Here is a 25,544-nt window from a genome sequence, read left to right as displayed (position 1 = left end):
AGATCCGGGACGGCGGCTCGGCGGGACGCGGGGACGGGGGCGCGGGGACATGAGACGCATCGGGATCACCGGCCACCGGTTCATCCCTCCGGAGGCCCACGGCCACATCCGTTCCGGGCTCCGCTCGGCGCTCGACCGCCAGGGCGCGGCGCTGGAGGCCATCTCCAGTCTCGCGGTCGGCGCGGACCAGATCTTCGCGGACATCGCGCTCTCCTGCGGCGCCGAACTGACCGTGGTCATCCCCAGCGGCGACTACGCGGACGGCTTCACCGAACCGGATGAACTCGCCCGCTTCCAGGAGCTGAGGGGCCGGGCGGCCCGGGAGATCCGGCTCGGCTTCGCGCACTCCACCGACGAGGCGTACTACGCGGCGGGCGCGTACATCGCCGACAACTGCGACCGGCTGCTGGCCGTCTGGGACGGCGCCCCGGCGCGCGGCCTGGGCGGAACGGCCGATATCGTCCGCTACGCCCAGGACCGGGGCACCCCGGTCACCGTCATCTGGCGCGAGGGCCTGGAGCGCCCCTGAGTGCGGCGCCCGGGCCCCGGGCCACCGGCGCCCGCGCGGCCGGAGGCATCCCGGGCCCCGGCGCCCGTACGGCCGGCGGCACCCGCTGCCACCCGGTGGCACCCGTCAACTGCGGTGCCGCGCCAGCCAGTCGGTGTGCTGCGGCGAGACGATGCGCTCGGTCTCGTACACCGCCGAAGGCCACTGCGCCTCCGTGACCGAGGTCTCCATCGCCGTGTGCATCGCCGCCAGATCCTCCTTCACCAGGGAGTGCGCGGCGATCAGCGGCTGATGCCGGCGGATCTCGCTCCACGCCACACAGCCGGCCGCCGCCGCCGCGAGCGGGGCCGCCGCGGTGGCCGAGCCGGTGAGCGCGAGGGCGTGCAGCAGCGAGAGGAAGAGCGCCGCCAGGGTGAGCAGCCCGATCGAGAGCGACCACAGCCGGGTCGCCCTGCGGGAGTTCGCCGCGCTGCGGTGGTACCAGTTGCGCTGTTCGATCAGCCGGTCCCGGATGAAGGTCTCCTTGCGGACGCCGAACGGCCCGGCGCGCAGCCGCCGCATCGCCGGCGTGATGAGTTCCCCGGCGGCGAGTTCGGGCTCCGAGTCCCGCGGATCGTCCCAGCCGACTTTTGTCAGCTCCCGTAAGCCTTCCTTTAGCCGGGAGATGAAGACTTCGTCCGATTCCGTGGACCTGTCGTCGAAGGGTGTTCCATGCACGGAATAGCGCCAGCACATCGACTTGATGAACTCGGCCGCGGAGCGATTCAGTTGCCATTGCGACTTTGCACTGCGCCTGGAGGTGCGGTAGCCCAGCAGGAGCACTCCGGCGTACGCCAACGCGGCGAGCGCGCCGCCCAGTTGGACATCCGCCCACAGCGGCGGAAGCGGCAGCACCACGGCCGTGGCACCGGCCGTCAGCAGCAGGAGTTGGTAGCGCGTGGCGGCAATGGCCTCGCGCTGCCGGGCGATGGCGATCGCGTCGGTACGGTGGAAGAGAGCGGGGAGATCGCTGTTGCGGAACACGATGCTGCCCGTTGCGCCAGGAAACTTGGTCATGTGCCCCCCTGACTGCGTTATGCCTTCACTCTTTAGGCGGAATGGTCTGGTCCGCACCCGCCTGGGAGAATGTGACGAAACTCTTTTGTTCCATGTTCCCGTGCTGAGTTGCTGGCAGTGGGCATGAGAGTAAAGTCGTGCCGCCACCACCGCAATGGTGCGTGGTGCACCGTGCTAGGACACAAGATCAAGGACGGCCGTCATGACGTTTCAGACCACCGCAGTCTTCGCCGTCGCGAAGAAGAACCGAGTCCCGCTGGGGCAGATCGACGTCCGTGGTGGGGACGCGGCCAGAAAGCTCGCGCGCGTCCTGCCCGCCGGGGACGGGCGGACCGGACGTCCGGCGACCTTCAACTCCGCTCTCTAGCAAGGCCCGGAACCCCGGAACGGGCGCCGGACCGCCCCTAGACTGGCGGAATGAAAGGACCACTGGTCCCGTTCCGCGAGATCGTCCTCAAGGTTCACAGCAGATGTGATCTCAGCTGCGACCACTGCTATGTGTACGAACACGCCGATCACAGCTGGCGCGACCGCCCCCGGGCAATCTCCGACGAAGCGATTTCCCAGGCAGCTCTGCGACTGGCCGAGCACGCCAAGTCCCATGCCCTGCCCTCCGTGACAGTGATCCTGCACGGAGGGGAGCCCCTGCTGGCGGGGCCCGCGCGACTGCGCCGGGTCTGCGAGGAACTGACCGCCGCACTCGACGGCGTGGCCGGACTCGATCTGCGCGTCCACACCAACGGGCTCCAGCTCAGCCCCCGCTACCTCGATCTCTTCGACGCCTTCGGCGTCCGGGTCGGCATCTCCCTCGACGGGGACCGCGACGCCAACGACCGGCACCGCCGGTTCGCCGACGGCCGCAGCAGCCACCCCCTGGTCCTGCGCGCGGTCCGGCTGCTCCGCGAGGAGCGCTACCGCCATCTCTACCTCGGTCTGCTCTGCACGGTCGACGTGGCCAACGACCCGGTCGCGGTGTACGACGCGCTCGCCGAACTGGAGCCCCCGCGCGTCGACTTCCTGCTGCCGCACGCCACCTGGGACACCCCGCCGCCCCGCCCCGGAGGCTCGCCCACCGCCTACGCCGACTGGCTGCTGCGGGTCTTCGACCGCTGGGACGAGCGGGGCCGGACCATCCCGGTACGGCTCTTCGAGTCCGTGCTCTCCACCCTCGCGGGCGGCCCGAGCCTCACCGAGTCCCTGGGGCTCGCCCCCACCGACCTGGTCGTCGTGGAGACCGACGGAGCCCTGGAGCAGACCGACTCCCTCAAGACCGCCTACGACGGCGCCGCCGCCACCGGCTTCGACATCTTCACCCACTCCCTGGACCTGGTGGCCGCGCACCCGGGGGTCCGGGCCCGCCAGCTCGAACTGGCCGGGGTCGGCGAGACCTGCCGCACCTGTCCCGTGGTGCGCTCCTGCGGCGGCGGCCTCTACACCCACCGCTACAGCTCCCACCGGGGCTTCGACAACACCTCCGTCTACTGCGCCGATCTCGAGGCCCTGATCCGGGGCGTCGAGCGGCGCTCGGTCCGTCCGCTGACGCCCGCCGCGCTCACCGGGCCCGGGGCCCTCGCCGCCGAGCACCTCGATCTGACCGCGACCCTGCTGGCCTCGCTCCACCGGGAACTCGACGGCCGGGGCGGCGAGAGCTGGGAGCGGGCCTGGGAGACGGCGCTCGCGCTCGACACCGCCGGGCTGCTCGACCCCGTGCTGCGCCACCCCTACACCCACACCTGGCTGCGCCGCACCCTCACCGCGCTCGCCGCCGGCCGTCCGTCGGCCCGCGCCGACGCCCTGCGGCTCCCCGCCCATCTGGCCACCGCCCTCGTCGCCGCCCACGACCCGGCCCCGGTCCGCGTTCCGTACGCCGGCGGGCTGCTGCATCTGCCCGCGCTCGGGACCCTGCGCGTGGGCCCGCCCGGCGCGCGGGGCGAGGCCGTCGTACGGGCCCGGGGGGCGGACGGCTTCTCGGTGGCGGTGGCCGGCCTGCCGGAGCGCCGGGTGCGCCCCGGGGAGGAGGCGGCCGGCTGGCTGCCCGTGCGGACCGTCGGCGGCCGGGACGGGGCGCCGCTGCTCCGGCTGGACGACCTGGACCCCTGGCGGGACTGCTTCGACGCCACCCCGCGCCCCCGGCTCTCCGCCGGCGAGGCCGCCGACTGGGACCGGCTGCTGGTCCGGGCGTGGACGGAGCTGCGGGCCAGGGCCCCGCGCCAGGCGGCGGAGGCGGCCCGGTCCCTGACCACCCTGACCCCGCTGGCCCCGGCGCCTCCCGCACCCCCGCCGGTGTCCCCCGCGGCCCCGGCGCCCCCGCGGCCCCCCTGGCCGGCGCCGGACTTTGGCCGGTCCTCCACGCGTGAGCCGGGCGTGCGCGGGCACGGATACGGAGCGCTGGGGATCGCCCTGACCGCCGCCTCCCCCGACCCGGCCGCCGCGCTGCTGCGCGGTTTCCGGCGGGCGAAGCTGAACGCCCTGCTGGAAGTCGCGGATCTCTATGCGCAGGATGGCTGGTGGCGTCATCCGGCGCCCTGGCAGGAGGGTGAGGTTCCGGTGTCCGAACTGCTGGCGGGAGTCTGCGAGCGGGTGGGCCTCGCGCCCCTCGACCCCGAGGGGGCGCATCAGGCCAGAGCGGGGCTGAAGACGCTGGAGGGCGCGCCAGAGCTGACCACCGGCGGGCGGCTGCTCGTGGCGGAGCTGCGGGACGAGCTCGACGGCCCCGGCGCGGAGCGCGCGCATGGCTGAGGCCGGCCGCCCGGCCCCGCGCCCCACCCGCCCCGGGAGCCCCGGGGACCACCAGCGGCTGGTGCGGTCACTGCGGACGCTGGGTGTGCGGGAGGGCGAGATCCTGCTGGTGCACGCCGCCCTGCGCACCACCGGACTCCGCTCGGACGACCTCAGGGACGCGCTGCTCGACGCCCTGGGGCCCCGGGGCACCCTGGTGACCCCCGCGTTCACCGAGGCGAACTCCGACACCTCCGACGCCTACCGCGCGCTCACCGCGCGGATGACCGAAGGCGAAGCGGAAACCTTCCGGCGGAACATGCCGGCCTTCGACCCGGCCACCACCCCCAGCCAGGGCATGGGACGGCTCGCGGAGTCCATCCGTACCGCCGAGGGAGCCGTGCGCAGCGCCCACCCCCAGACCTCCTTCGCCGCCCTGGGAGCCCGCGCCGCGGAACTGCTCGCCGGTCACACCCTCTCCTCGCACCTCGGCGAGGAATCACCGCTCGGCGCGCTCTACCGGGAAGGTGCCCGGGTATTGATGATCAACGTGGATTTCGATGTCTGCACCGCCTTTCATCTCGCCGAGTACCGGACCAATGCACCCCTTCGGTCGTACCGTTGTGTAGTTCGGCTCCCCGACGGGGGTAGGAAATGGACGGAGTACGAGGACGTCCGGCTCGACGAGAGCGACTTCGGCGCGATCGGCGCCGCATTCACCTGGGGCATGGAACAGAAGGGGCAGTTGAGGGGAAGGCCCGCACGGCTGTTCTCGGTCGGGGCCGCGGTTGATCACGCCGTGGCCTGGATGAACGAAAAGCGGCGCGGCCGGACCGGACAGCAGCGGAACGGAGCGAATCCGGCTCCGGAATGATGAATTCGCCCGTGGACCGCGTCAACGGCGGATGGGGGAGCGGGTGCTCACACAGGACGGGGGTCGTGTGTCGGAAACAGCGCAACGCGCGCCGGACCACCGGCCGTACTTCTTCTTGAGTTACGCGCACACACCGAGGTTCGGGGTCGGAGGGCCCGACCCCGACATGTGGGTCGAAAGGCTGTTCAGAGATCTCTGCGGCCATGTGCTGGCCCTGACCGATCTGCCGGCCGGCTCCCCGGCCGGCTTCATGGACCGGGAGATCCGCACCGGCGAGGGCTGGTCGGAGCGGCTCGGAGAGACCCTCTCCACCTGCCGGGTCTTCGTCCCCCTCTTCTCCCCCCGGTACTTCGCCAGCGAGATGTGCGGCAAGGAGTGGTACGCCTTCGCCCAGCGCGCCATCTACCACCACGCCAAGAGCAACCGCTCGGTGGAGGCCATCGTCCCCGCGCTCTGGGTGCCCGTCCCGCCGAAGCAGCTCCCCGGACCCGCCGAGCGGCTCCAGTTCAACCACCGGGCCTTCGGCGACCTCTATGTCACCGAGGGGCTCTACGGCCTGATCAAACTGCGCCGGTTCGCCGAGGAGTACGAGGCCGCCGTCTACGAACTGGCCAAGCGCATCGTCAGCGTCGCCGACACCACCCGGGTCGCCTCCGGCAGCCCCGTCGACTACCGGCACGCGCCCAGCGCCTTCGGCAAGCCCAGCGGCGGACCCCGCCCCATGCATCTCACCGTCGCCGCACCCACCCGGCACGACCTCCCCGACGGCCGCGCCCCCGAGTACTACGGCAAGGACCCCCAGGACTGGAACCCCTACCACCCGGACTCGGCCCGCCCGCTCGCCCTGGTCGCCCAGGACCTGGTCCGCTCCCTCAACTACCAGGCCACCATCTCCTCCTTCGACCACGAGTCACCGCCCGACCCCCGGCAGCCGCCCACCCGGCCCGAGATACTCCTGATGGACCGCTGGGCGCTGGAGGACGACGAGCGCTGCGCCCGGCTCGCCGCCTTCGACGCCGAACCGCGCCCCTGGGTCAGCCTGGTCGTCGCCTGGAACCGCGACGACCCCCAGAGCCGGGCCTCCGAGTCCGATCTGGTGCGGAAACTGGAGCGGATCATGCCGCGCCAGATGAGCCAGGGCCGCCCCGCCTGCCGGCTCGCGGCCCGGGGCGTGTTCAGCATGGAGGCCTTCGGGCACATCCTGCCCGAGGTCGTGGAATCGGCCGCCCAGGAGTTCCTGCGGCACGCCGAGGTCTTCCCGCCCGCCCCGCCCGCCGTACCGCCGGCGCGCACCCGGTTCCGGCTGACCGGCCCCGCGGGCTACCCCGACACCATCCCCGGCGACACCCACTCACGTGGCACAGACCCCGATGCGGAGGACACGGATGACGGCCAGTCGTGACGGACGCATCGTCACCTTCTACTCATACAAGGGCGGCACCGGCCGCACCATGGCCCTGGCCAACACGGCCTGGATTCTCGCCTCCAACGGCAAGCGGGTCCTGGCCGTCGACTGGGACCTGGAGGCGCCCGGCCTGCACCGCTTCTTCCACCCCTTCCTCGACCCCTCCACCCTCGGTGCCACCACCGGCGTCATCGACCTCATCACCGAGTACGCCTGGGCCGCCATCACCCCCGACACCGGCCGCCGCGACGACTGGCACACCGACTACGCCCGCATCCAGCCGCACGCCGTCTCCCTCTCGCCGGAGAACCTCGGCTGGGAGTTCCCCGCGGGCGGCACCCTGGACTTCGTCTCCGCGGGGCGCCAGAACCGGGAGTACTCGGCCACCGTCTCCACCTTCGACTGGGACAACTTCTACGACCGCCTCGGCGGCGGCCTCTTCTTCGACGCCCTGCGCGAGGACATGAAGGCCACCTACGACTACGTCCTCATCGACAGCCGCACCGGCCTCAGCGACATCGCCGACATCTGCACCGTCCACCTCCCCGACGTCCTCGTCGACTGCTTCACCCTCAGCGACCAGTCCATCGACGGCGCCGCCTCCGTCGCCCGCCAGATCGACGAGCGCTACGGCGGCCGGGGCATCAGGATCTACCCGGTGCCGATGCGCATCGACGAGGGCGAGAAGGAGAAGGCCGACGCGGGCCGGGCGCTGGCCCGGGTGAAGTTCGACCGCTTCCCCACCGGCCTCACCGGCGAGGAGCTGACCTCCTACTGGGGCGCGGTGGAGATCCCGTACCGCCCCTACTACGCCTACGAGGAGACCCTCGCCACCTTCGGCGACGAGACCGGGCTGACCAACTCCCTGCTCTCCGCCTTCGAACGGCTCACCTCCGTCATCACCGAGCACCGCGTCACCTCCATGCCCGCGGTCGGCGACGAGATCCGGCTCCGCATCAAGGACGCGTTCACCCGGCGCAGGCCCGCGCTCCCCGCCGATCTGCTGCTCAGCTATGTCGCCGAGAACCGCATGTGGGCCGACTGGGTCGAAGCCGTGCTCACCCGGGCCGGATTCCGGGTCGTCCCCCGCGATGTCTCCGTCGAGCGCGACCCCGCCGAGGCCCCGCCCTCCGCCGGCACCACCTCCCGTACCGTCTTCCTGCTCTCCAGCGCCTACCTCAAGTCACCCCGCGCGATGAGCCTCTGGCAGCGCGCCTTCGCCGAGGACTCCGGGGGCACCCGCCGGCACGTGCTGCCGCTGCGCATCGGCGACGTCCGGCTCAACACCCCCTTCGCCGACCGCAACAGCGTCGACCTCTTCCGGCTGGACGAGGTCCAGGCCACCAGCGCCCTGCTGCGCGCCCTGGAACGCCCCGTGCAGCCGCCCGACGCCCAGTCGCCGGGACCGCGCTTCCCCGGCACCGTCCCCAAGATCTGGAACGCCCCGCCCCGCAACCCCGGCTTCACCGGGCGCTCCGTCGCCCTGGAGCAGATGCGCGACCGGCTCGGCGGCGGCATGGCGGTGGCCGCCGTACTGCCCCAGCCGCAGACCCTGTACGGACTCGGCGGCGTCGGCAAGACCCAGGTCGCCATCGAGTACGTGCACCGCTTCATGGCCGACTACGACCTGGTGTGGTGGATCTCGGCGGAGCAGCCCGACGATGTCATCGAAGGACTCGCCGACCTCGCCACCCGGCTCGGCGCCCAGGGCGGCGAGGACATGGCCGCCGCCTCCCGGGAGGCCATCGACCTGCTGCGGCGCGGTGTGCCGCACGCCCGCTGGCTGCTGGTCTTCGACAACGCCGACGACCCCGAACAGCTGAAGCGGTTCTTCCCGCCCCAGGGCCCCGGGCACATCCTCGTCACCTCCAGGAACCAGACCTGGTCGCAGTACGGCGACGCGCTCGCCATCGATGTCTTCACCCGCGAGGAGTCCATCGAGCACCTCCAGCGCCGGGCCCGCGGACTGACCATCGACGACGCCGACCGGGTCGCCACCGCCGTCGGCGATCTCCCGCTCGCCGTCGAGCAGGCCGCGGCCTGGATCGCCGAGACCGCGACCCCGGTCTCCGACTATCTGGAGCTGCTCGGGGAACAGGCCACCAGCGTCCTCGCGCTCAACCAGCCCGCCGGCTACCCGGAGCCCGTCGCCGCGACCTGGAACGTCTCCATCGAGAAGCTCAAGGAGCGCTCACCCGCGGCGGTGCGGCTCCTCCAGCTCTGCGCCTTCTTCGCCCCCGAGCCGATCTCCGCCAACCTCCTCTACAGCAAGGAGATGATCGACGCCCTCAAGCCGTACGACGCCTCGCTCCAGGAGAAGCTGGTCCTCGGCCGGGTCATCCGGGAGATCGGCCGGTTCGCCCTGGCCAAGGTCGACCAGGTGAACAACAGCATCCAGGTGCACCGGCTGGTGCAGGCCGTCATCCGCGCCCAGCTCACCGAGCAGGAGCAGCGCGACGCGCGGCACGCCGTCCACCGGGTCCTCGCCGGAGCGCGGCCCGACGACGACGAACCCATCGACAACCCCAGCACCTGGGAGCGGTTCGGCACCATCTGGCCGCATCTGGCCACCTCGGAGGCGCGCACCTGCCGGGAGCCGGAGACCCGGCGGCTCCTCATCGACCGGGTGCGCTATCTCTGGAAGCGCGGCGACTGGGTCACCGCCAAGGCCGTCGCCGACGAGGTCCGCGAGACCTGGCGGACCATGCTGGGCACCGACGACCTCCAGTACCTCTACCTCTGCTTCCACATCTCCAACCTCTACCGCTCGCAGGGCCGCTACCAGGAGGCCATGACCCTCGACCAGCAGACCCTGGAGCGCCAGCGGGTGGTGCTCGGCGCCACCCATCCGCACACCTACATGACCACCAGCGGACTCGCGATGGACCTGGGCACCCTCGGCCAGTACGGCAGGGCGATGGAGCTGGCGCGCGAGGCCCACGAGGGGTTCAGCCAGATCTTCCACGAGTCGCACCCCCGGACCCTGGCCGCCGCCAACAACCTGGCGCTCAATCTGCGGATGGTCGGCCAGTACTCCCGGGCCCGCGAGATCGACCAGGAGGTCTTCGACCGGCGCACCGAGGTGCACGGCCCCATCCATCCGTACACCCTCTCCTCCGCCACCTCCCTCGCCCGCGATCTGCGCGAGGTCGGCCGGTACGAGGACTCGGTCACCCTGCTGGTGCGCACCTACGAGCTGTACAAGGACCACATGGGACGGACCTTCCCGGGCACCCTGGCGGCGGCCAAGTCCCTGGCCGTCTCGCTGCGCAGGGCCGGCCGGCTGGAGGACGCCCGGCGGCTGACCACGGCCACCCGCAACCGCTACCGCGCCGGGTACAACAGCGCCACCCCCGACTCCCTCGCCTGCGATCTCAACCTCGCCGCGGACCTCTTCGCCGCCGGTGAGCCGGTCGCGGCCCGCGATCTGGCGCAGGAGGTGGTGGACCAGTACATGAAGGTGCCGGGGGAGCGGCACCCGTACACCCTCGCCGCCATCAACAACCTCGGGATCTACCAGTGGGGCTGCGGCGACCCGGAGTCCTCGGAGCACCTGCTGCTGAAGGTGAGCACCCGGATGCGGGAGGTCCTCGGCGACAGCCATCCCCACTACCTCTACAGCACCATCAACCTCGCCAACGCCCTCGCCGACCTGGGCGGCGCGGAGGAGGCGCTGGAGATCGAGGAGCGTTCGGTGGCCCGGCTGCGCGAGGTGCTCGGACCGCACCACCCCGAGGTGCTCGGTGTCGCCTCCAACCTCGCGGTGACGCTGGGGTCGCTGGGACGCAAGGCCGAGGCCGCGCAGCTGAGGGCGGAGACCGTGGAGGAGCTGGGCCGGCAGTTGAGCGAGGATCACGCCCTGACCAGGATCGCCCGCGACGAACGCCGGGTGCACCGGGATCTGGAGCCGCTCGCCGTCTGACCCGGGGCCCGGGCCCGGCCCTCCGCCGGACGGGACCGGGCCTCACTCCTCCAGCAGCCAGGTCAGCACCCGCGGCAGCGCGTGGAGGGCGTCGAAGTGCGCCGCCGCGGGTTCCAGCACGGCGGTCACCCCCGGGATGCGCTCCGCGAGCCAGCGCGAGTGACCCACCGGTGAGAAGACGTCCTTCTCACCGTGCCAGAGCAGCACCGGACCCTTGATGTCCGCCGGGTCGAACCCCCAGGGGGAGCAGAAGGCCAGCGCGTCGTCGATCCAGCCGTACGCCGATGTCCGCAGTGCCTCCTGGTAGTTGCGCAGCAGCATCCGCCGCACCCCCGCGTCCGCCACCACCATCCGGTCGGAGTCCGTCAGCTCCCTGCGCAGATCGTCGAGGAGTCTGATGGGGTCCTTCCGGATCTGGGCCGAGCGGAGGATGAACCGCTCCGTGAGCACCGCCGGATTGTCCGACGCGAAGGTGAACTCCAGCACATTGGAGGCCGCCATCCCCTCGAACCAGTCCAGACCGTCCGCGTCCCGGGGGGCCAGTGTCACCAGGGCCGCGGTCCGGGTGACCCGCTCCGGCATCAGGGCCGCGCAGGCCAGCGCGTGCGGCGCGCCGCCCGAGCGGCCCACCACGGCGAACCGGTCCAGCCCCAGTTCGTCGGCGATGGCCCGGACATCCTCGGCGACATCGACCACACTCCGCCCCGCGAGCCGGTCCGAACCCCCGTACCCGGGGCGGTCGTAGGCGATCAACTGGGTGCGCCGCTGGTAGAGCACCATGCCGCGCGGGGCCGGCCCCAGTCTGCTGCCGGGTGTCCCGTGCAGCAGGAAGACCGGTCTTCCGCGCGGATCACCCAGCCGCTCCACCATCAGATGCCGCCCGTCCGCCGCGTGCACCCGATGCCGCACACCCGCCCCTTCCGCCGTATGCGTCCCACGCGAGCAGTCATGAGATTCCGCCATTTCCCACCCCCCATCACGTCTACCCAGCGGGGTCGTTGATCGGGCCTGGTTCCACCGTCTTTCGGGAAATCCCGCCGAAGCGCCCGTACGCACGCGGTGAAGGCGCCGTGAACGCCCGCGCGTTGTCGTGTGCCCGTTCTGGAACCGTCCTTGTGTGCCCGCTCGGCGCCTCTGCATAGTGGGCGGCCCAACCCTCCGTGTCCACCGGGCACCCCACCGCCCGGACACGCCCCCCACAGGAGGCGACGTTGAAGCACCGTCGTATATCCGGCAGAAAAGCCGCGCTGGCCGGAGCCTGCGCACTCGCCCTGGCCGCCACCGGCCTCACCCTCCAGAGCGCCGGCGCGGGTGAGCGGCCCCGCCCCGCCGCCGGGCCGCTCTCCGCCGCCGCCGCCGGGCCGCTCTCCGCCGCCGACGCCGGGGAACTGGCCGCCGAACTCACCGGGAAGCTGGGCGACGGCGCGGCCGGCGCCCACTACGACGCCGGGACCCGGACCCTCGTGGTCAATGTCGTGGACCGGGCCGCCGCGACGGCCGTGCGGGACGCCGGCGCCCGGGCCAGGACCGTCGCCAACAGCACGGCCGAGCTGGACGGCGCCCGCCGGACCCTCGCCGAGAAGGCCGCCATCCCCGGCACGGCCTGGGCGCGGGACCCGGTCAGCAACAAGATCACTGTCACCGCCGACCGCACGGTCACCGGCGCGAAGTGGGACCGGCTCGCCGCCGTCGTCGAGAAGCTGGGCGGCACGGCGGAACTCCGTAAGTCGCCGGGCGAGTTCACTCCCCTCGCCTCCGGCGGCGACGCCATCCACTCCGGCGGCGGACGCTGCTCCCTGGGCTTCAACGTCGTCAAGAACGGCGCCCCGCACTTCATCACCGCCGGGCACTGCGGGCAGCCGGGCAGCCAGTGGTCCGCCACCGCGGGCGGCGCGCCGATCGGACGGATGACGGACTCCAGCTTCCCCGGCGACGACTACGCGCTGGTGAAGTACGGCGCCACCGGTCCGCAGCCCAGCGAGGTCAACCTCCACAACGGCTCCGCCCAGCCGATCGCCCGGGCCGGCGAGGCCACCGTGGGCATGCCGGTGAAGCGCAGCGGCTCCACGACCGGGCTGCACGAGGGCGCGGTCACCGGCCTCGGCGCCACCGTGAACTACGGCAACGGCGATGTGGTCAACGGGCTCATCCAGACCGATGTCTGCGCCGAGCCCGGAGACAGCGGCGGCTCCCTCTTCTCCGGCGACACCGCGATCGGTCTCACCTCCGGCGGCAGCGGCGACTGCGCGGCCGGCGGGACGACCTTCTTCCAGCCGGTTCCGGAGGTGCTCCGGGCCGTCGGGGCGAACATCGGCTGATCCGTCCCCGCTCCGCACCCCGCTCCGGCCCGCCGCACCAGCGGCGGGCCGGACCCGTCTACCGGGACTCCGGCGCCCGCGTGCCGGTGGCGGAGCGCCGCAGCAGCGCGCACCCCACCGTGATCAGCGATCCGGCGACCGCCCAGGCGGCCAGGATGAGCATCGGGCCGCCCGCGCCATGGCCCCGGAAGTACGCGATCGAGCGCGCCGCGAAGGTACCCGCCCCCGGGGGCAGCGCGGGCCCGATCGCCCGCCAGAACGGCGGCAGCAGCGGATACGGGTAGGCGCCCCCCGCACTCGGATTGCCGAGGACCACCACCAGCAGGATCGCCAGGCCGATCCCCACGATCCCGGCGAGCCCCTGAAGGGCGAGGGTGATCGCCCCGACCGTGAAGACCAGCAGCGCGCCGAGCCCCCACAGGGCCGGCACACTGCCGGGCAGGGCGTCCAGCACCGGGCCCGCGATCACCGCGCCGAGCAGCCCCGCCGCGATCGAGTACAGCAGCAGCGCGCCCAGCCGGATCACCGCCCGGTGGGCGTTGGCGGGCCGCGCGCCCGCGCTGATCGCGAGGATCGCGGCGCAGAGATAGCCGCCCACGCACCAGCCGACGACCAGATAGAAGGAGGAGAGCCCCCGGGTGTCGCCGGGGGAGTCCGGGACCGCGTCCACCACGTCCAGGCTCCGCCCCTCGGCCCGCTCCGCCTCTCCCACCGTCTCGATCAGGGCGTCGGCCAGCGACGCCCCCGCGGCGCTCGCCACCAGCAGCCGGTCGGTGCCGCCGCCGGTGATCACCAGCGCCCCGTCGACGTCCCGGTTCCGGATCTGCGCCCGCGCGCCCGCCTCGTCCCGTACCGCCCGGGGGTCGAGCGGATCACCGGGCAGCGCCCCCAGCCGCTCGACGGCCCGCTCGGCGAGCTGTGCGGTGGGCGCGGTGACGGCCAGCGGGACGCGGTGCGGCTCGGGCTTGTGGAAGGCGCCGATGTACGAGGTGATGAAGGCGATCTGAAGCGCCAGCACCCCGATCACCAGCACCGCGGCCCGCACGCTCACCGCGTCCTTGACCTCCGCGACAAAGCCCTGGGGGGCCGCGCGGCCGGGGGGCCGGGGGTCCGTTTCACTGCCGTCCGGTGTCCGGGTCATGACCCCACGCTCCGTGGCGCGGGGCCGTCACGCAGGTGCTGGGCGGCCGAATGGCCGAGCGGGACACCGCCCGGCGCCCGCCCGGACAACGGCCCGCGCGCCCGCCGGACAACGGCGGACGCGCGGGACGATCACCGGTTCGGTCCGGTCGTGCGGGGTGTCAGCGGCGGCTCCGGCCACCGGCGGTGGCGCGCCGGCGGGCGGTGCCGAACATGGCCGCCGCACCGAGGGCCAGCGCCGCGGCGCCGCCGATCGCGATGTACGGGGTGGTGCTGTCGCCGCCGGTCGCGGCGAGGTTGTCCTCCGCCGCCTCCTTCGCCACCGGGGCGGAGCCGCCCTGGGCCTCGGGGGCGTTGCCGTCGGACGCCGCCGACGTGGTGTCGGCGACGTGCTCGGCGTTGGCCTTCTGCTCGGCGGGGGTGTCGCCGCCGTGACCGCCGTGGTCCACGGTGGACTTCTCGGTGCCCTGCTTGATCTCGCCGTCGGAGGGCGCCTGGGCCACCGGGGCGCTGCCCGTGCCGCCGCCGCTCTCCTGGCCGATCACCACGTCGGAGCAGGTGTAGAAGGCCTCGGGGGAGTCCGAGCGCTGGAGGATCGAGTAGACCAGGTGGCGGCCGGTGCGCTCCGGGAGCTTGGCGTCGAAGACATAGGTGCCGTTGACCAGGTGGGGCTCGGTCTCGATCGAGGCGAAGGGCTGGGCCTCCAGGTCGGACCACTTCAGCGGCTGGGCGGGGTTGTAGCCGGCCTTGGTGATGTACAGCTCCAGCTTGCCCTTGTGGGGGGCGGTGGCCTTCCAGCGGAAGGTGTGGTTGCCGGCGGCCAGCTTGGTGGACGGCCAGTCGGTGCGGGGAGCGTCGAGGCCCTTGTACTTGGCGCGGCCCACGCTGCACAGCTTCCCGTCCGGGATGATCTGGCGGTGGCGGCCGGCGGCGTCACCGATGTTGACCTCGTTCCAGTCGTACAGCGGCTGGGTGCCGCCGGCCGCGACCAGGGCCTTGCACGCCGCAGAGTCGGGGCTCTCCGGGCCCTCGGCGAAACACGCCGAGACACGGCTGACCGGGTCCTGCATCGACCCGTGGGCGGCGGCGGGAGTGACGCTCAGCGTGGTCAGGGCGATCGGTGCGATACCGAGGGCGGCGATCGTGGCGACCTTGCGGCGAGCGGTCATGGTGGAGTTCTCCTCATGGAGGGTAGGGGGGGTTCCGGGGCCGGCCCAACACAGACGGTGCGGCTCGTGACCGTCTGCGGTGCTGTCGTTCGAACCGGCCCCGGCGATCGACAAGCTAGCCGTCCCGACCCCGGAAATCGCCGCTGAGGAGGGGTCGGCGATGATCCTTATCCTTGTTTTAAGGACGCGCTAAGAGCGGGCTGAGGAAGAGCCGCGTTCCGGCCGCTATGCCCGGTCCGTGCGGAGAAGCACCGGCGGAGACCTCCGTGAAGGCGTTCGCGAAAGCGAATAATGCATCGCCGAAGCCGTTGGCCGCCGCTCCCTCCGGCCCGCAGGAACGATCCGGCGCGGGTCAGTGCCGCGGTGGGCCCTTGCTCACCCGTTCGGGTGAACTCGCCGGTGGGTGCCCTTGACCTCGCGCCGGGCCCGGGGCGGACTGGTCCGGTGCCGTACCCGGTCCCGGCGCCCGGCCCCGGTGGGCGGGGTGGGGGCGGCGCCGGCCGGCGCCGGTTCCCGCCACGGTCGGCGCTCTTGTTCTGGACGGGACAAAAGTGGTCAACCGGAGGCCCGGGAACTGGTCAAGTGGGGCTTGACGGGGGCCCTGGAGCTGTAGCTTTGCTCTGTCGCCCGGTCGCTTTCCGGCCGACCGCCACACCCGGCCCCGGACCGGTACGACCGGTGGACCGAGCGAAGGAGGCATCCATGACCCTGACCCCCGAAGAGCGTCAGCAGTTCCTGGCCGAACCCCATATCGCGGCCCTGGCGGTGTGCGCGGGGGACGAGGGGCGGGCGCCCCTGACCGTGCCGGTCTGGTACCAGTACGCACCCGGCCGGGACATCTGGATCATGACCGGTCTCGGTTCCCGCAAGGAGCGGCTCATCGCCCGGGCCGGACGGTTCTCCCTGCTGGTGGACCGGGTGACGCCGAGCGTGCGGTACGTATCGGTCGAGGGGCCCGTCGTCGAGACGTCCCCGGCGACCCGGCAGCGGCTGGTGGAGATCACCGCGCGCTACCTTCCGGCGAAGCAGGTCGCGTCCTATGTCGAGTTCGCGGAGAAGGAGCTGGGCGAGCAGGTGGTCATCCATATGCGCCCCCAGCGGTGGAACAGCGCCGACCTGGGCCGGGTCTGACCGGGGCCGTCCGCCGCCCTCCCGCTCCCGTGTGCGGAAGCGAATCCCGGCACCCGGCACTCGGCGCCCCGGCCTCCCCCGCGCCGCGCCCGGCACCTCAGTACCGCGCCCGGCCTTCCCGGCGCGCCGCGCTCATCTGCCGACCAGCCGGTACCTCCGCTCCGGCCGGCCCGTGCCCCCGTACCGCAGGGTGACCTCCACCCGCCCCGTCTCCACGAAGTACTCCAGATACCGCCGCGCGCTCACCCGCGACAGCGACCCCGCCTCGGCGCACTGAGTGGCGGAAAGATCCCCCCGGTGCTCCCGCAGTATCCGCTCCACCAGCTCCGCCGTGTGCGGCGCCAGCCCCTTCGGCAGCCCGCGCGCCCCCGGCGGCCGGCCGCCGAATATCTGGTCCACGTCCTCCTGGCGCGCCTCACCCCCGAGCCGTTCGAAGCGTGACCGCAGCGCCGCCACATGCCTCAACTGCTCTTGCAGGGAAGCCTGGTTGAACGGCTTGATCAAGTAATGCAGCGCACCTGCCCGCAGCGCGGCCCGCACCAGGCCCGCGTCCCGGGCCGCCGTGATGAACAGTGCGTCCACCCTCGCCCGTGTCGCGTTCTGCTCCTCCGCCGCCCGCAGCTCACGCAGCACCGTCAGCCCGTCCATATCGGGCAGATAGATGTCGAGCAAGACCAAATCGGGCCGTAGCCGCTCGGCCGCCCGCAGCGCCTCGGCGCCACTGTGCGCCACACCGACGACCCGGAACCCCTCCGTCGCGGACACATAGCGGCTGTGCAGCTTCGCGACCATGAAGTCGTCGTCCACCACCAGCACATTCATCACGCGCACACGCTAAGCGGTGACCACAATGACCACAACGTCCGTTGATTCCGGAAGAGAGACACTTTCTTAACGCACCGGCAACATGTGGGCCACTTCACACATTCCCCTACCGAAAGGCGGCTCACGTGCGATTGCGCACTCCCCTCGCCCTGCTCGGGGCGGCGCTGCTGGTGTTCGTGGGGCCGCCACTGCTCAGCGAGGGCAAAGGCTCCGACACCGGCACGCAGATTCCCGGGCTCCGGTTCATGGTTCCCAACACGCCGGGCGGCGGCTACGACATCACGGCGCGCACGGCGGCCAAGAACGCCGAGGACGCCAAGCTGACCCACGACATCGAGGTCTTCAACCTCCCCGGGGCCGGCGGCACCGTCGGTCTCACCCGGCTGATCAGCGAGCACGGCAACGGCAAGCTGGCGATGTCCATGGGCCTCGGCGTCGTCGGAGCGGTCCACACCAACAAGACGCCCAAGACCCTCGCCGACACCACCCCGATCGCCCGGCTCACCGAAGAGCAGGACATCGTCGTCGTCGGCAAGGACTCGCCGTTCAAGACCATCGAGGACCTTCTCACCGCCTGGAAGAAGGACCCCGGCAAGATCTCCGTCGGCGGCGGCTCGTCCCCGGGCGGCCCCGACCACCTGGCGCCCATGCTGATGGCCGAGGCGGCCGGTATCGCGCCCAAGACCGTCAACTACATCCCCTACGACGGCGGTGGCGAGCTGCTCGCCTCCATCCTCGGCAACAAGGTCGGCTTCGGCGTCTCCGGCGTCAGCGAGTACCTGGACCAGATCAAGTCGGGCGAGCTGCGGCTGCTGGCCGTCACCGGCCCCGAGCGGGTGCCCGGGCTCGACGCCCCCACCCTGCGCGAATCGGGTCTGGACACCGAGTTCACCAACTGGCGCGGGATCGTCGCCCCGCCCGGCATCTCGGGCGCCGAGCGCGACAAGCTCACCAACCTGATCGAGGAGCTGCACGCCTCCGACGAGTGGAAGGAGTCGCTGGAGAAGAACGGCTGGACCGACGCCTTCCTCACCGGCGACAAGTTCGGTGACTTCCTGGAGGAACAGGACAAGCGCGTGGACTCGGTGCTGAAGGAGCTCGGACTGTGAACTCACAGGAATCCCCCCAGGTCCCCTCGGCCCAGGCCTCCTCCCGGCCCGGCGGCTCCTGGCTGCGAGAGCACTCCGAGCTCGGCGTCAGCGTGCTGCTCTTCCTCATCGGCGTCCTCGTCCTCACCGACGCGTTCACCATGGACGTCGACATCGCCCAGCGCGGCCCCGTCGGCCCCAAGACCGTCCCGATCGTCGTCGGCGCCGGGCTGATCGTGATCGCCGTCCTGCTCGCCGTCGACGTCCTGCGCGGCGGTCGCGGCGAGGCCGAGGGCGGCGAGGACATCGACCTCAGCGAGCCCAGCGACTGGCGTACGGTCCTGCTGCTCGCGGGCGTCTTCCTCGGCTTCGCCGTGCTCATCACCCCGATCGGCTTCCCCGTCTCCGGCATGCTGCTCTTCTGGGGAGCCGCGTTCTCCCTCGGCAGCAGGCACTACCACCGGGACCCGCTGATCGCCGCCTTCCTCTCCCTCACGACGTACTACGTCTTCAACAATCTGCTCGGCGTTCCGCTCCCCGGTGGCCCGCTGATGGGGGTGCTCTAGCCGATGGACTCTCTCAATTCACTGATAGACGGGTTCGGTACCGCGCTGACCCCGATCAACCTCCTCTGGGCGGTGATCGGTGTCCTGCTGGGCACCGCGATCGGAGTGCTGCCCGGTATCGGACCCGCGATGGCGGTGGCCCTGCTGCTGCCCGTCACCTACGGCCTGGAGCCGACCGGCGCGTTCATCATGTTCGCCGGCATCTATTACGGAGCCATGTTCGGCGGCTCCACCACCTCGATCCTCCTCAACACCCCGGGGGAGAGCGCGGCCGTCGTCGCCGCCATCGAGGGCAATCCGATGGCCAAGGCGGGACGCGGCGCCCAAGCGCTCGCCGCGGCCGCCGTCGGCCACTTCGCGGGCGGTCTGATCGGTACGATCCTGCTGGTCGCCCTCGCCCCGACGGTCGCCGAACTCGCCGTGGACATCGGCGCCCCGGACTACTTCGCGATCATGGTGCTCGCCTTCATCGCGGTCACCTCCGTGCTCGGCTCCTCCCGCATCCGCGGTCTCGCGTCCCTGCTGATCGGTCTCACCATCGGGCTCGTCGGGCTCGACCAGATGACCGGACAGCAGCGGCTCACCTTCGGCTCGCTCCAGCTCGCCGACGGTGTGGACGTCGTCATCGTCGCGGTCGGCCTCTTCGCCATCGGCGAGGCCCTCTGGGTCGCGGCCCATCTGCGCCGCGGCGGCGCCGAGCCCATCCCGGTCGGCCGCCCCTGGCTCGGCAAGGACGATGTGAAGCGCACCTGGAAGCCCTGGCTGCGCGGTCCCTTCATCGGCTTCCCGTTCGGCGCGATCCCCGCGGGCGGCGCCGAGATCCCGACCTTCCTCTCGTACGTCACCGAGAAGCGGCTCTCCAAGAACAAGAAGGAGTTCGGCAAGGGCGCGATCGAGGGCGTGGCGGGACCCGAGTCGGCGGCCTCCGCCTCCGCGGCGGGCACCCTGGTCTCGATGCTGACGCTGGGACTGCCCACCACGGCGGTCGCGGCCGTGATGCTCGCCGCCTTCCAGCAGTACGGCATCCAGCCCGGACCGCTGCTCTTCGAGCGCGAGCCGGACCTGGTGTGGGGCCTGATCGCCTCGCTCTTCGTCGGCATGGTGCTGCTGCTCGCCCTGAACCTGCCGCTCGCCCCGGTGTGGGCGAAGCTGCTGCGCATCCCGCGCCCCTACCTCTACGCGGGAATCCTGTTCTTCGCCGGGGTCGGCGCCTACGCGGTCGGCGGCGAGGCCCTCGACCTGGTGATCCTGCTGATCATCGGTCTGCTCGGATTCGGTATGCGGCGGTACGGACTGCCCGTGCTGCCGGCCGTCATCGGAGTGATCCTCGGCCCGGCCGCCGAGCAGCAGCTGCGCCGTGCGCTCCAGATCAGCGACGGCAGCATCACCGGACTGGTCAACACCCCGTTCTCGGTGACGATCTATGTGATCATCGCGATCCTGCTGGCCTGGCCCCTGATCAAGAAGGTCGTGCTGCGGCGCCGCGACGCCGCCGCGTGAGCGAGGACGCCCTCCCCGCCGCACCGGACACGGTGCGGCGGGGAGGGCGTCCGCCGTCGGGGCCCGGCGCGCCGGCCGTCACCCGTGGTCCGCGAGAACGCCTCCGCTACCGCGAGGCGTTCCCCCGTCCGGTCCCCAGCAGCTCCGGGAGGCCCCGCCCCAGGGCGAGGGCCTCCAGCCCGTCCAGGGCCCGCAGGGCCTCACCGGCGGCCTCGGGGTCCCGCTCGGGAAGACCGCTCGCGGTGAACTCGTCCTCGTCGAGGCGGAGCACCGACGCGCCGTCCGCCGACACCCACAGATCCAGCTCCAGGTCCTCCACGCTCAGCTCCCCGCCGGCGAGCCGGGCCGGCCGGGTGATGTCGCAGTACCAGCCCTTGAGCACCCCGTCGCCGGTGCGCACCTCCTTCACCGAGTACCACCGGTCGCGCCAGTAGTGCTCGGTGAACACATCGCCCGGCTCGAAGCGGACGAATCCGAAGTCCCGCACCCCGGCGCCCGCCCAGGGCGCGCGCACCACGGCGTGGGTGCCGTCGTCCAGGACCAGCTCCGCCGGATAGCGGATCTTCGTCCTGCCCGCCTTGATCAACCGCACTTCCACCGAAACCGTCATGGCCGGCACGGTACGCGGGCACCGGACCGGGCCGCCTCCGGGTTTCCCGGCGCCCGGCCCCCTCTGTGCTCCCCCCGGTGCCCGCCCCGCGGGGGCGGCCTCCGTGTTCTCCCCGGCGCCCGGCGGCCCATGGGGGAGAATCGGCGGGTGACTCTCTCGATCGTCATCGACGCCGACGCCCCCTCCGCCCCCTTCGAGCAGCTCCGGGCCCAGATCTCCGGGCAGGCCCGCTCGGGCGCGCTTCCGGTGGGCTACCGGCTGCCGACCGTGCGCGGACTCGCGGAGGAACTCGGCCTGGCCGCCAACACGGTCGCCAAGGCCTACCGGGCCCTGGAGGGCGACGGGGTGATCGAGACCCGGGGCCGCAACGGCACCTTCGTCGCGCCGGCGGCCGACGCCGCCTCCCGGGAACTCGCGGCGGCGGCACGGACCTTCGCCGAGCGCGCCCACCGTCTCGGCGCCACCCGGGAGGACGCGCTCACCGCCGCCCGGGACGCGGCCCGGGCGGCGTACGGCGACTGAGGCACCCGGGCGCCGGAGCGCGCCGGGCGCCTCAGAGGTACAGGCCCGCGTCCGAGCCCTGGTGCTGGTCGGGGATGGCGGCCGGACCGCTGCCCCGGCGCAGCGCGAACAACTCCGCCAGCGTCGCACCGGCGCGGCCCACGCCCTCCTCCGTGCCCAGCCAGCCCACCGACTCCTCCCGGGTCAGCGGGCCGACCTCGATCCTGGCCAGACAGCGGCCCGGCCGGACCACCGCCGGGTGCAGCCGCTCCAGGTCCTCATTGGTCGTCACGCCGACCAGGACATTGCGCCCCTGCCCCAGCAGCCCGTCCGTGAGGTTCAGCAGCCGCGACAGCGCCTGCCCGGCCGTGTGCTTGGCCTCGCCCCTGATCAGCTCGTCGCAGTCCTCCAGGAGCAGCAGCCGCCAGCGGCTCTTCCCCGTCCCCTCGTCCTCGCCGATCGCGATGTCCATCAGATAGCCGACATCGTTGAAGAGCCGCTCCGGGTCGAGCACGCAGTCCACCTGGCACCAGTCCCGCCAGGAGCGCGCCAGGGTGCGCAGCGCGGAGGTCTTCCCGGTGCCCGGCGGGCCGTGGAGCAGCAGCAGCCGCCCCGAGATGTCGTCCGGACCGACCTTCATCAGCCGGTCCATCGCGTCGGCCACCGGGGCCGTGTAGTTGGGTCTGACCTCGTCCCAGGTCCCGGCGGCGATCTGGCGCGTGGTGCGGTGGGGGCCGCGGCGCGGGGAGACGTACCAGAACCCCATCGTCACATTCTCCGGCTGCGGCTCCGGCTCGTCGGCCGCCTCCGCGGTGGACTCCTTGACGATCCGCTCGGCCAGCTCGGCGCTGACCGCCGTCACCGTGACATCGGCGCCGCGGTTCCAGTGGGAGATGAGCACGGTCCAGCCCTCGCCCTCGGCGAGCACGGCGCTGCGGTCGTCGTCCCGCGCGGAGCGCAGCACCGAGGCGCCCGGGGGCAGCAGCTCGAACCCCGGCTTCACCCGCTCGATCTGGTGGGCGTGCGCGTAGGGCTGTTCACCGGTCGCGAAGCGGCCGAGGAAGAGCGCGTCGATGACATCGGACGGTGAGTCGCTGTCGTCGACATTGAGCCGGATCGGCAGTGAGTCCTGTGGCTGGGCGGCTGCGGCAGTCATGCGCTCCATCTGAGGCTGTACGGCTGACATGGGCCCCATGATCCGGCACCGGCCCCCTCGGCGCGAGGAGTTTTGCCCGGTGGCGCGCCCCGGATCGGAGCGCGCCGCCGGGGGAGCCGGTCAGCGGACGCCGCCCCGGATGACCGTGACGGCCCGCCGGGACCGGCGCACCATCGCGTACCCCTTGGTGAGCACCCGGTCGCCGGCGAAGTTCCGGCCGATGGCGCGGCCCTCGACGAGCCGTGCGAACTCGGCCGGTCCCGTGGTGCGCCGCACGGTCACCCGCTGGATGGCGTACGGCCCCTGGCCCGGCCGGGCCAGGGCGTTGCCCACCGCGAACGACTGGGCGAAGCCGGCCTCCCGCACCGCCTCCCGGACCCGCCGGCTGGAGTAGCCGAAGGGGTAGGCGAAGGAGCGCGGGACGCTCCCCAGCTCGGCGTCGACGATGTCGCGGCAGCGGACCGTCTCGTACCGCAGCCGCTCGTCGTCGAGCTGATCCATCTGGGGGTGGCTGTGGGTGTGGCCGCCGATCTCCATGCCCCCGGCGGCCAGCTCCCGCACCTGGTCCCAGTCGAGCATGGTGTCGATCGCGCCCCCCTCGTCGTACGCACCGCGCAGCCAGCCGGTGGAGACGAACAGGGTGGCGGCGAAGCCGTGCCGGGCCAGCACCGGCAGGGCGTGCCGGTGCACCCCCTCGTAACCGTCGTCGAAGGTGATCAGCACCGGGCGGGCGGGCAGCGGGCGGCTGCCGCCGGAGCGCCAGATCCCGCCCAGCGCGGCGGTGGTGAGCGGGGTGAAGCCGCGCTCCGCCAGGAGTGCCATCTGTTCGGCGAAGGACTCGGGCGAGACGGAGAGACCGTGGGTCGCCCGGGCCGGCTGATGGGCGACGGCGTGGTACATCAGCACGGGTACGGGCCGGTTCACCCGCTCTCACCGCCCGCCGCCGCGACCTTGCCGCCCGGCGCCGGGGCCCCGCTGCCCGGGGCCGGAACCTCCGGGGCCGGAACCTCCGGGGCCGGGACTTCGCCGTCCGGGGCCGGAACCCCGCCGTCCGCCGCCCGGGAGGGCTCCGGCAGCGATGGGATCGGGCCCGATGAGAAGCTCACGCCGCCCCGGCGGGCGCGGGCGGTGCCGATCAGATACCCGCCGGCCGCCGTGGCGACCCCGGTGAGGATCGCCCCGGCCCGCCCCGCGCCGCCGCTCCGGCCGAGCGCCGCGTCCCGCAGTCCGCGCACCACGCCCGCGGGCAGCACCCGGGTGGTGTAGCGGCGCTCGGACTCCAGGCCCTTGCCCGCTCCCACGCTCCTGGCCACCAGCGCCTTGGAGAGCCCCTCGGCGTAGGTGCGGGTGCGGAAGTAGGCGAACCGTTCCCGCGCGGCGGGGACCTTGTGGTGGATCACCGCGCGGTCGTCGATCAGGAGGACCGCGCCGGGGAGCGCCCGGGCGAGCCGGATGCACAGCTCGGTCTCCTCGCAGCCCAGGGGCCGCTTGTCGCCGTCCCGCCCGATGCCGGTGGCGAATCCGCCGGAGGCGTCGAAGGCGGTCCGGCGGAAGGAGGCGTTGCCGCCCAGGACATTGCGGACCCGCACCCGGCCCCGGGGCAGCCCCCGGTAGGTGCAGCCGACGACCCAGTCGAACTCGTCGGGGAACCAGCCGGGCCTGCGCCCGGAGGCCCAGGCGGCCTCGGTGCGCCCGCCGACCGCCATCACCTCCGGGGTGTCGTACCCGGCCGCGAACCAGTGCAGCCAGTCGGGCTCGGCCACGGCGTCGTCGTCCAGGAAGGCCACGAACTCGCCCCTGGACGCCGCGATTCCGGTGTTGCGGCCCGAGGAGAGCCCCCGGGGGCCGGCGTTGGCCAGCACCCGTACGCTCCCGGCCTCCCGGTACTCCCGGGCGAGCCGGTCCAGCAGCGCCGGGTTGTGGTCGACCACCAGCAGGGTCTCCAGGGCCGGCAGCGACTGGCTCCGCACCGAGGCGACGGCTTCCAGGATGTCGCCCCAGCGGTCTTCGGTGTAGACGCAGATCACCACCGAGAAACGGCGGTCGTTCAAGATGTCTCTCCCCGGGGTACGCGGACGCCCGCCGAGGCCCCGCCGCGCTCCGCGCGCCGGACACCCTTCTCCTTGAGGATCACCTTGAGCACCCGGATGCCGTCCCGGACCGCGCTGAGGTTGCTCACACCGTGGATGCGGTTGTACTCGTGGCTGGGGACCTCCTGGACGCGCAGCCCGGCCTTGACGACCCGGATGTTCATCAGGGTCTCTATCTCGAAGCCCGTGCAGTCCAGGGTGATCTTGTCCAGGCAGTGCTTCCAGAAGGCGTTGTAGCCGTAGCAGAGGTCGGTGTAGCGGGCGCCGAACTTGGTGTTGACGATGGAGCAGAGCACCGAGTTGCCGAGCTTGCGGATGAAGGTCATATCGTCGGTGCCGCCGCCGTTGGCGAAGCGGGAGCCCTTGGCGAAGTCGGCGCCGGAGACGAGCGCGGAGACATAGGAGACGATCTCGTTGCCGTCGGCGGAGCCATCGGCGTCGACCATGACGATGATGTCACCGGTGCAGGCCGCGAAACCGCTGATGAGGGCGTCACCCTTGCCCCGGCCCACCTGTCTCACGACCTTGACGTCGGGCCACAGCTCCCGCGCCACCTCGACGGTGTTGTCCGTCGAGTTCCCGTCGACCAGGACCACTTCGTGAATCCAGTCGGGCAGGGTCTTGAAGACATGGGGAAGGTTGGCCGCCTCGTTCATGGCGGGGATCACCACGCTCACCGGCGGGGTGATCGCCAGATGAGAGGAGATGGGCCGGTAGGCCCCGGCCGTGCTGCCGGTGCCGTCGCGCGGGGTCGCCGACGGCATCGACGGATCTTGCCCCGGAGCGGCCGGGTGCAGGACTGAGCTCATGGGTTGTATTTCCCTCTCCACCGGTGGACCGCCCGCCCCCGGGCGATCCGGATGAGTGTCCGGTTTGAAAGGGGGGCCGACCTCTCACCTGCCCAGGGCGGAACAACCTCCGGTCCCGATGGGTGAGTTGCGGAACTGGCCGCGCGGTGCCCCGGCTC

The 25,544-nt window shown here is 72.4% G+C and carries 22 protein-coding genes; 12 read left to right on the top strand and 10 right to left on the bottom strand.

Annotation, left to right across the window (positions count from 1 at the left end; genetic code table 11):
• Nucleotides 1-49: 49 nt before the first annotated feature.
• The gene (locus ABT122_RS16975) at nt 50-529 is read left to right on the top strand and encodes a hypothetical protein (RefSeq protein WP_351551912.1); all 480 of its coding nucleotides are present in this window, start codon (nt 50-52) and stop codon (nt 527-529) included.
• A 105-nt stretch (nt 530-634) separates the two neighbouring features.
• Here ABT122_RS16975 and ABT122_RS16970 read toward each other — a convergent pair whose 3' ends face one another.
• Entirely contained in the window at nt 635-1,564 is a 930-nt protein-coding gene (locus ABT122_RS16970; RefSeq protein WP_351551910.1) for a DUF4231 domain-containing protein, read from the bottom strand.
• Nucleotides 1,565-1,766: 202 nt separating this feature from the next.
• Between ABT122_RS16970 and fxsA the strand changes: the two genes are divergently transcribed.
• The 5 genes from fxsA to fxsT are packed head-to-tail and all read left to right on the top strand — an operon-like array spanning nt 1,767 to nt 10,483.
• The gene (gene fxsA / locus ABT122_RS16965) at nt 1,767-1,931 is read left to right on the top strand and encodes an FxSxx-COOH cyclophane-containing RiPP peptide (RefSeq protein WP_351551907.1); all 165 of its coding nucleotides are present in this window, start codon (nt 1,767-1,769) and stop codon (nt 1,929-1,931) included.
• A gap of 50 nt (nt 1,932-1,981) precedes the next feature.
• On the top strand, nt 1,982-4,303 hold the full coding sequence (fxsBH, locus tag ABT122_RS16960) for a radical SAM/SPASM protein FxsBH, inactivated beta-hydroxylase extension form (RefSeq protein WP_351551904.1): 2,322 nt from the start codon (nt 1,982-1,984) through the stop codon (nt 4,301-4,303).
• Nucleotides 4,296-5,156: an AAC(3) family N-acetyltransferase gene (locus ABT122_RS16955; RefSeq protein ID WP_351551902.1), complete on the top strand. Its 861-nt coding sequence runs from the start codon at nt 4,296-4,298 to the stop codon at nt 5,154-5,156. Before fxsBH ends, ABT122_RS16955 begins: the two co-directional genes overlap by 8 nt.
• Before the next feature lie 31 nt (nt 5,157-5,187).
• Nucleotides 5,188-6,558 (top strand): TIR-like protein FxsC, encoded by a 1,371-nt coding sequence (locus ABT122_RS16950; protein WP_351551899.1) that lies wholly within the window; start codon nt 5,188-5,190, stop codon nt 6,556-6,558.
• Nucleotides 6,542-10,483, top strand: a complete 3,942-nt coding sequence (gene fxsT, locus ABT122_RS16945; RefSeq protein WP_351551896.1) for an FxSxx-COOH system tetratricopeptide repeat protein — start codon at nt 6,542-6,544, stop codon at nt 10,481-10,483. The genes ABT122_RS16950 and fxsT overlap by 17 nt, the downstream gene beginning before the upstream one ends.
• Before the next feature lie 42 nt (nt 10,484-10,525).
• Here the strand turns inward: fxsT and ABT122_RS16940 are convergent, their stop codons facing one another.
• On the bottom strand, nt 10,526-11,392 hold the full coding sequence (locus ABT122_RS16940) for an alpha/beta fold hydrolase (protein WP_351551893.1): 867 nt from the start codon (nt 11,390-11,392) through the stop codon (nt 10,526-10,528).
• Between the two features lie 302 nt (nt 11,393-11,694).
• Here ABT122_RS16940 and ABT122_RS16935 point away from each other — a divergent pair, with 302 nt between their 5' ends.
• Nucleotides 11,695-12,801 carry a S1 family peptidase gene (locus ABT122_RS16935; protein WP_351551891.1) on the top strand — a complete coding sequence of 369 codons (1,107 nt, stop codon included), beginning with the start codon at nt 11,695-11,697 and terminating at the stop codon, nt 12,799-12,801.
• A 58-nt stretch (nt 12,802-12,859) separates the two neighbouring features.
• Here the strand turns inward: ABT122_RS16935 and ABT122_RS16930 are convergent, their stop codons facing one another.
• Both ABT122_RS16930 and ABT122_RS16925 read right to left on the bottom strand, forming a co-directional pair.
• Nucleotides 12,860-13,942, bottom strand: coding sequence for an ABC transporter permease (locus ABT122_RS16930; RefSeq protein WP_351551888.1), 1,083 nt, complete (start codon nt 13,940-13,942; stop codon nt 12,860-12,862).
• Nucleotides 13,943-14,102: 160 nt separating this feature from the next.
• On the bottom strand, nt 14,103-15,110 hold the full coding sequence (locus ABT122_RS16925) for a lytic polysaccharide monooxygenase auxiliary activity family 9 protein (RefSeq protein ID WP_351551885.1): 1,008 nt from the start codon (nt 15,108-15,110) through the stop codon (nt 14,103-14,105).
• A 702-nt stretch (nt 15,111-15,812) separates the two neighbouring features.
• On the opposite strand from ABT122_RS16925, the gene ABT122_RS16920 reads away from it, so the two are divergent.
• A complete protein-coding gene (locus ABT122_RS16920) occupies nt 15,813-16,241 on the top strand; it encodes a pyridoxamine 5'-phosphate oxidase family protein (protein ID WP_351551882.1) in 429 nt (142 codons plus the stop codon).
• A 132-nt stretch (nt 16,242-16,373) separates the two neighbouring features.
• Here the strand turns inward: ABT122_RS16920 and ABT122_RS16915 are convergent, their stop codons facing one another.
• Nucleotides 16,374-17,063 (bottom strand): response regulator, encoded by a 690-nt coding sequence (locus ABT122_RS16915; RefSeq protein WP_351551992.1) that lies wholly within the window; start codon nt 17,061-17,063, stop codon nt 16,374-16,376.
• A 128-nt stretch (nt 17,064-17,191) separates the two neighbouring features.
• Between ABT122_RS16915 and ABT122_RS16910 the strand changes: the two genes are divergently transcribed.
• From ABT122_RS16910 to ABT122_RS16900, 3 genes are read left to right on the top strand one after another with little or no spacing between them, the layout of a single operon-like run.
• Nucleotides 17,192-18,175, top strand: coding sequence for a Bug family tripartite tricarboxylate transporter substrate binding protein (locus ABT122_RS16910; protein WP_351551879.1), 984 nt, complete (start codon nt 17,192-17,194; stop codon nt 18,173-18,175).
• The gene (locus tag ABT122_RS16905) at nt 18,172-18,720 is read left to right on the top strand and encodes a tripartite tricarboxylate transporter TctB family protein (protein ID WP_351551876.1); all 549 of its coding nucleotides are present in this window, start codon (nt 18,172-18,174) and stop codon (nt 18,718-18,720) included. Before ABT122_RS16910 ends, ABT122_RS16905 begins: the two co-directional genes overlap by 4 nt.
• 3 nt (nt 18,721-18,723) lie before the next feature.
• Nucleotides 18,724-20,220 carry a tripartite tricarboxylate transporter permease gene (locus tag ABT122_RS16900; protein ID WP_351551873.1) on the top strand — a complete coding sequence of 499 codons (1,497 nt, stop codon included), beginning with the start codon at nt 18,724-18,726 and terminating at the stop codon, nt 20,218-20,220.
• Between the two features lie 106 nt (nt 20,221-20,326).
• Here ABT122_RS16900 and ABT122_RS16895 read toward each other — a convergent pair whose 3' ends face one another.
• Complete coding sequence (locus ABT122_RS16895; RefSeq protein ID WP_351551870.1) at nt 20,327-20,830, bottom strand: ribonuclease FAU-1 family protein; 504 nt, start codon at nt 20,828-20,830, stop codon at nt 20,327-20,329.
• 147 nt (nt 20,831-20,977) lie between these two features.
• Here ABT122_RS16895 and ABT122_RS16890 point away from each other — a divergent pair, with 147 nt between their 5' ends.
• A complete protein-coding gene (locus ABT122_RS16890) occupies nt 20,978-21,352 on the top strand; it encodes a GntR family transcriptional regulator (protein ID WP_351551867.1) in 375 nt (124 codons plus the stop codon).
• Between the two features lie 31 nt (nt 21,353-21,383).
• Here ABT122_RS16890 and ABT122_RS16885 read toward each other — a convergent pair whose 3' ends face one another.
• From ABT122_RS16885 to ABT122_RS16870, 4 genes are all read right to left on the bottom strand, one after another.
• Nucleotides 21,384-22,496 (bottom strand): DUF5925 domain-containing protein, encoded by a 1,113-nt coding sequence (locus ABT122_RS16885; RefSeq protein WP_451066966.1) that lies wholly within the window; start codon nt 22,494-22,496, stop codon nt 21,384-21,386.
• A gap of 111 nt (nt 22,497-22,607) precedes the next feature.
• Nucleotides 22,608-23,387: a polysaccharide deacetylase family protein gene (locus ABT122_RS16880; protein ID WP_351551989.1), complete on the bottom strand. Its 780-nt coding sequence runs from the start codon at nt 23,385-23,387 to the stop codon at nt 22,608-22,610.
• A gap of 20 nt (nt 23,388-23,407) precedes the next feature.
• On the bottom strand, nt 23,408-24,538 hold the full coding sequence (locus tag ABT122_RS16875) for a glycosyltransferase family 2 protein (RefSeq protein WP_351551862.1): 1,131 nt from the start codon (nt 24,536-24,538) through the stop codon (nt 23,408-23,410).
• Entirely contained in the window at nt 24,535-25,386 is an 852-nt protein-coding gene (locus ABT122_RS16870; RefSeq protein WP_351551859.1) for a glycosyltransferase family 2 protein, read from the bottom strand. The genes ABT122_RS16875 and ABT122_RS16870 overlap by 4 nt, the downstream gene beginning before the upstream one ends.
• Nucleotides 25,387-25,544 lie beyond the last annotated feature (158 nt).

The organism is Streptomyces sp. NPDC001985 (assembly GCF_040296845.1).
Lineage (GTDB): Bacteria > Actinomycetota > Actinomycetes > Streptomycetales > Streptomycetaceae > Streptomyces.
The sequence above is the reverse complement of the archived record's forward strand: the minus strand, read 5'-3'. Positions and strand labels throughout refer to the sequence as shown.

Bases quoted from the DNA above. Each gene is read 5' to 3' on its own strand.
- ABT122_RS16975 (WP_351551912.1), top strand. From the start codon at position 50: ATGAGACGCATCGGGATCACCGGCCACCGGTTCATCCCTCCGGAGGCC.
- ABT122_RS16970 (WP_351551910.1), bottom strand. From the start codon at position 1,564: ATGACCAAGTTTCCTGGCGCAACGGGCAGCATCGTGTTCCGCAACAGC.
- fxsA (WP_351551907.1), top strand. From the start codon at position 1,767: ATGACGTTTCAGACCACCGCAGTCTTCGCCGTCGCGAAGAAGAACCGA.
- fxsBH (WP_351551904.1), top strand. From the start codon at position 1,982: ATGAAAGGACCACTGGTCCCGTTCCGCGAGATCGTCCTCAAGGTTCAC.
- ABT122_RS16955 (WP_351551902.1), top strand. From the start codon at position 4,296: ATGGCTGAGGCCGGCCGCCCGGCCCCGCGCCCCACCCGCCCCGGGAGC.
- ABT122_RS16950 (WP_351551899.1), top strand. From the start codon at position 5,188: ATGGGGGAGCGGGTGCTCACACAGGACGGGGGTCGTGTGTCGGAAACA.
- fxsT (WP_351551896.1), top strand. From the start codon at position 6,542: ATGACGGCCAGTCGTGACGGACGCATCGTCACCTTCTACTCATACAAG.
- ABT122_RS16930 (WP_351551888.1), bottom strand. From the start codon at position 13,942: ATGACCCGGACACCGGACGGCAGTGAAACGGACCCCCGGCCCCCCGGC.
- ABT122_RS16925 (WP_351551885.1), bottom strand. From the start codon at position 15,110: ATGACCGCTCGCCGCAAGGTCGCCACGATCGCCGCCCTCGGTATCGCA.
- ABT122_RS16920 (WP_351551882.1), top strand. From the start codon at position 15,813: ATGACCCTGACCCCCGAAGAGCGTCAGCAGTTCCTGGCCGAACCCCAT.
- ABT122_RS16915 (WP_351551992.1), bottom strand. From the start codon at position 17,063: ATGAATGTGCTGGTGGTGGACGACGACTTCATGGTCGCGAAGCTGCAC.
- ABT122_RS16900 (WP_351551873.1), top strand. From the start codon at position 18,724: ATGGACTCTCTCAATTCACTGATAGACGGGTTCGGTACCGCGCTGACC.
- ABT122_RS16895 (WP_351551870.1), bottom strand. From the start codon at position 20,830: ATGACGGTTTCGGTGGAAGTGCGGTTGATCAAGGCGGGCAGGACGAAG.
- ABT122_RS16885 (WP_451066966.1), bottom strand. From the start codon at position 22,496: ATGGAGCGCATGACTGCCGCAGCCGCCCAGCCACAGGACTCACTGCCG.
- ABT122_RS16880 (WP_351551989.1), bottom strand. From the start codon at position 23,387: ATGTACCACGCCGTCGCCCATCAGCCGGCCCGGGCGACCCACGGTCTC.
- ABT122_RS16870 (WP_351551859.1), bottom strand. From the start codon at position 25,386: ATGAGCTCAGTCCTGCACCCGGCCGCTCCGGGGCAAGATCCGTCGATG.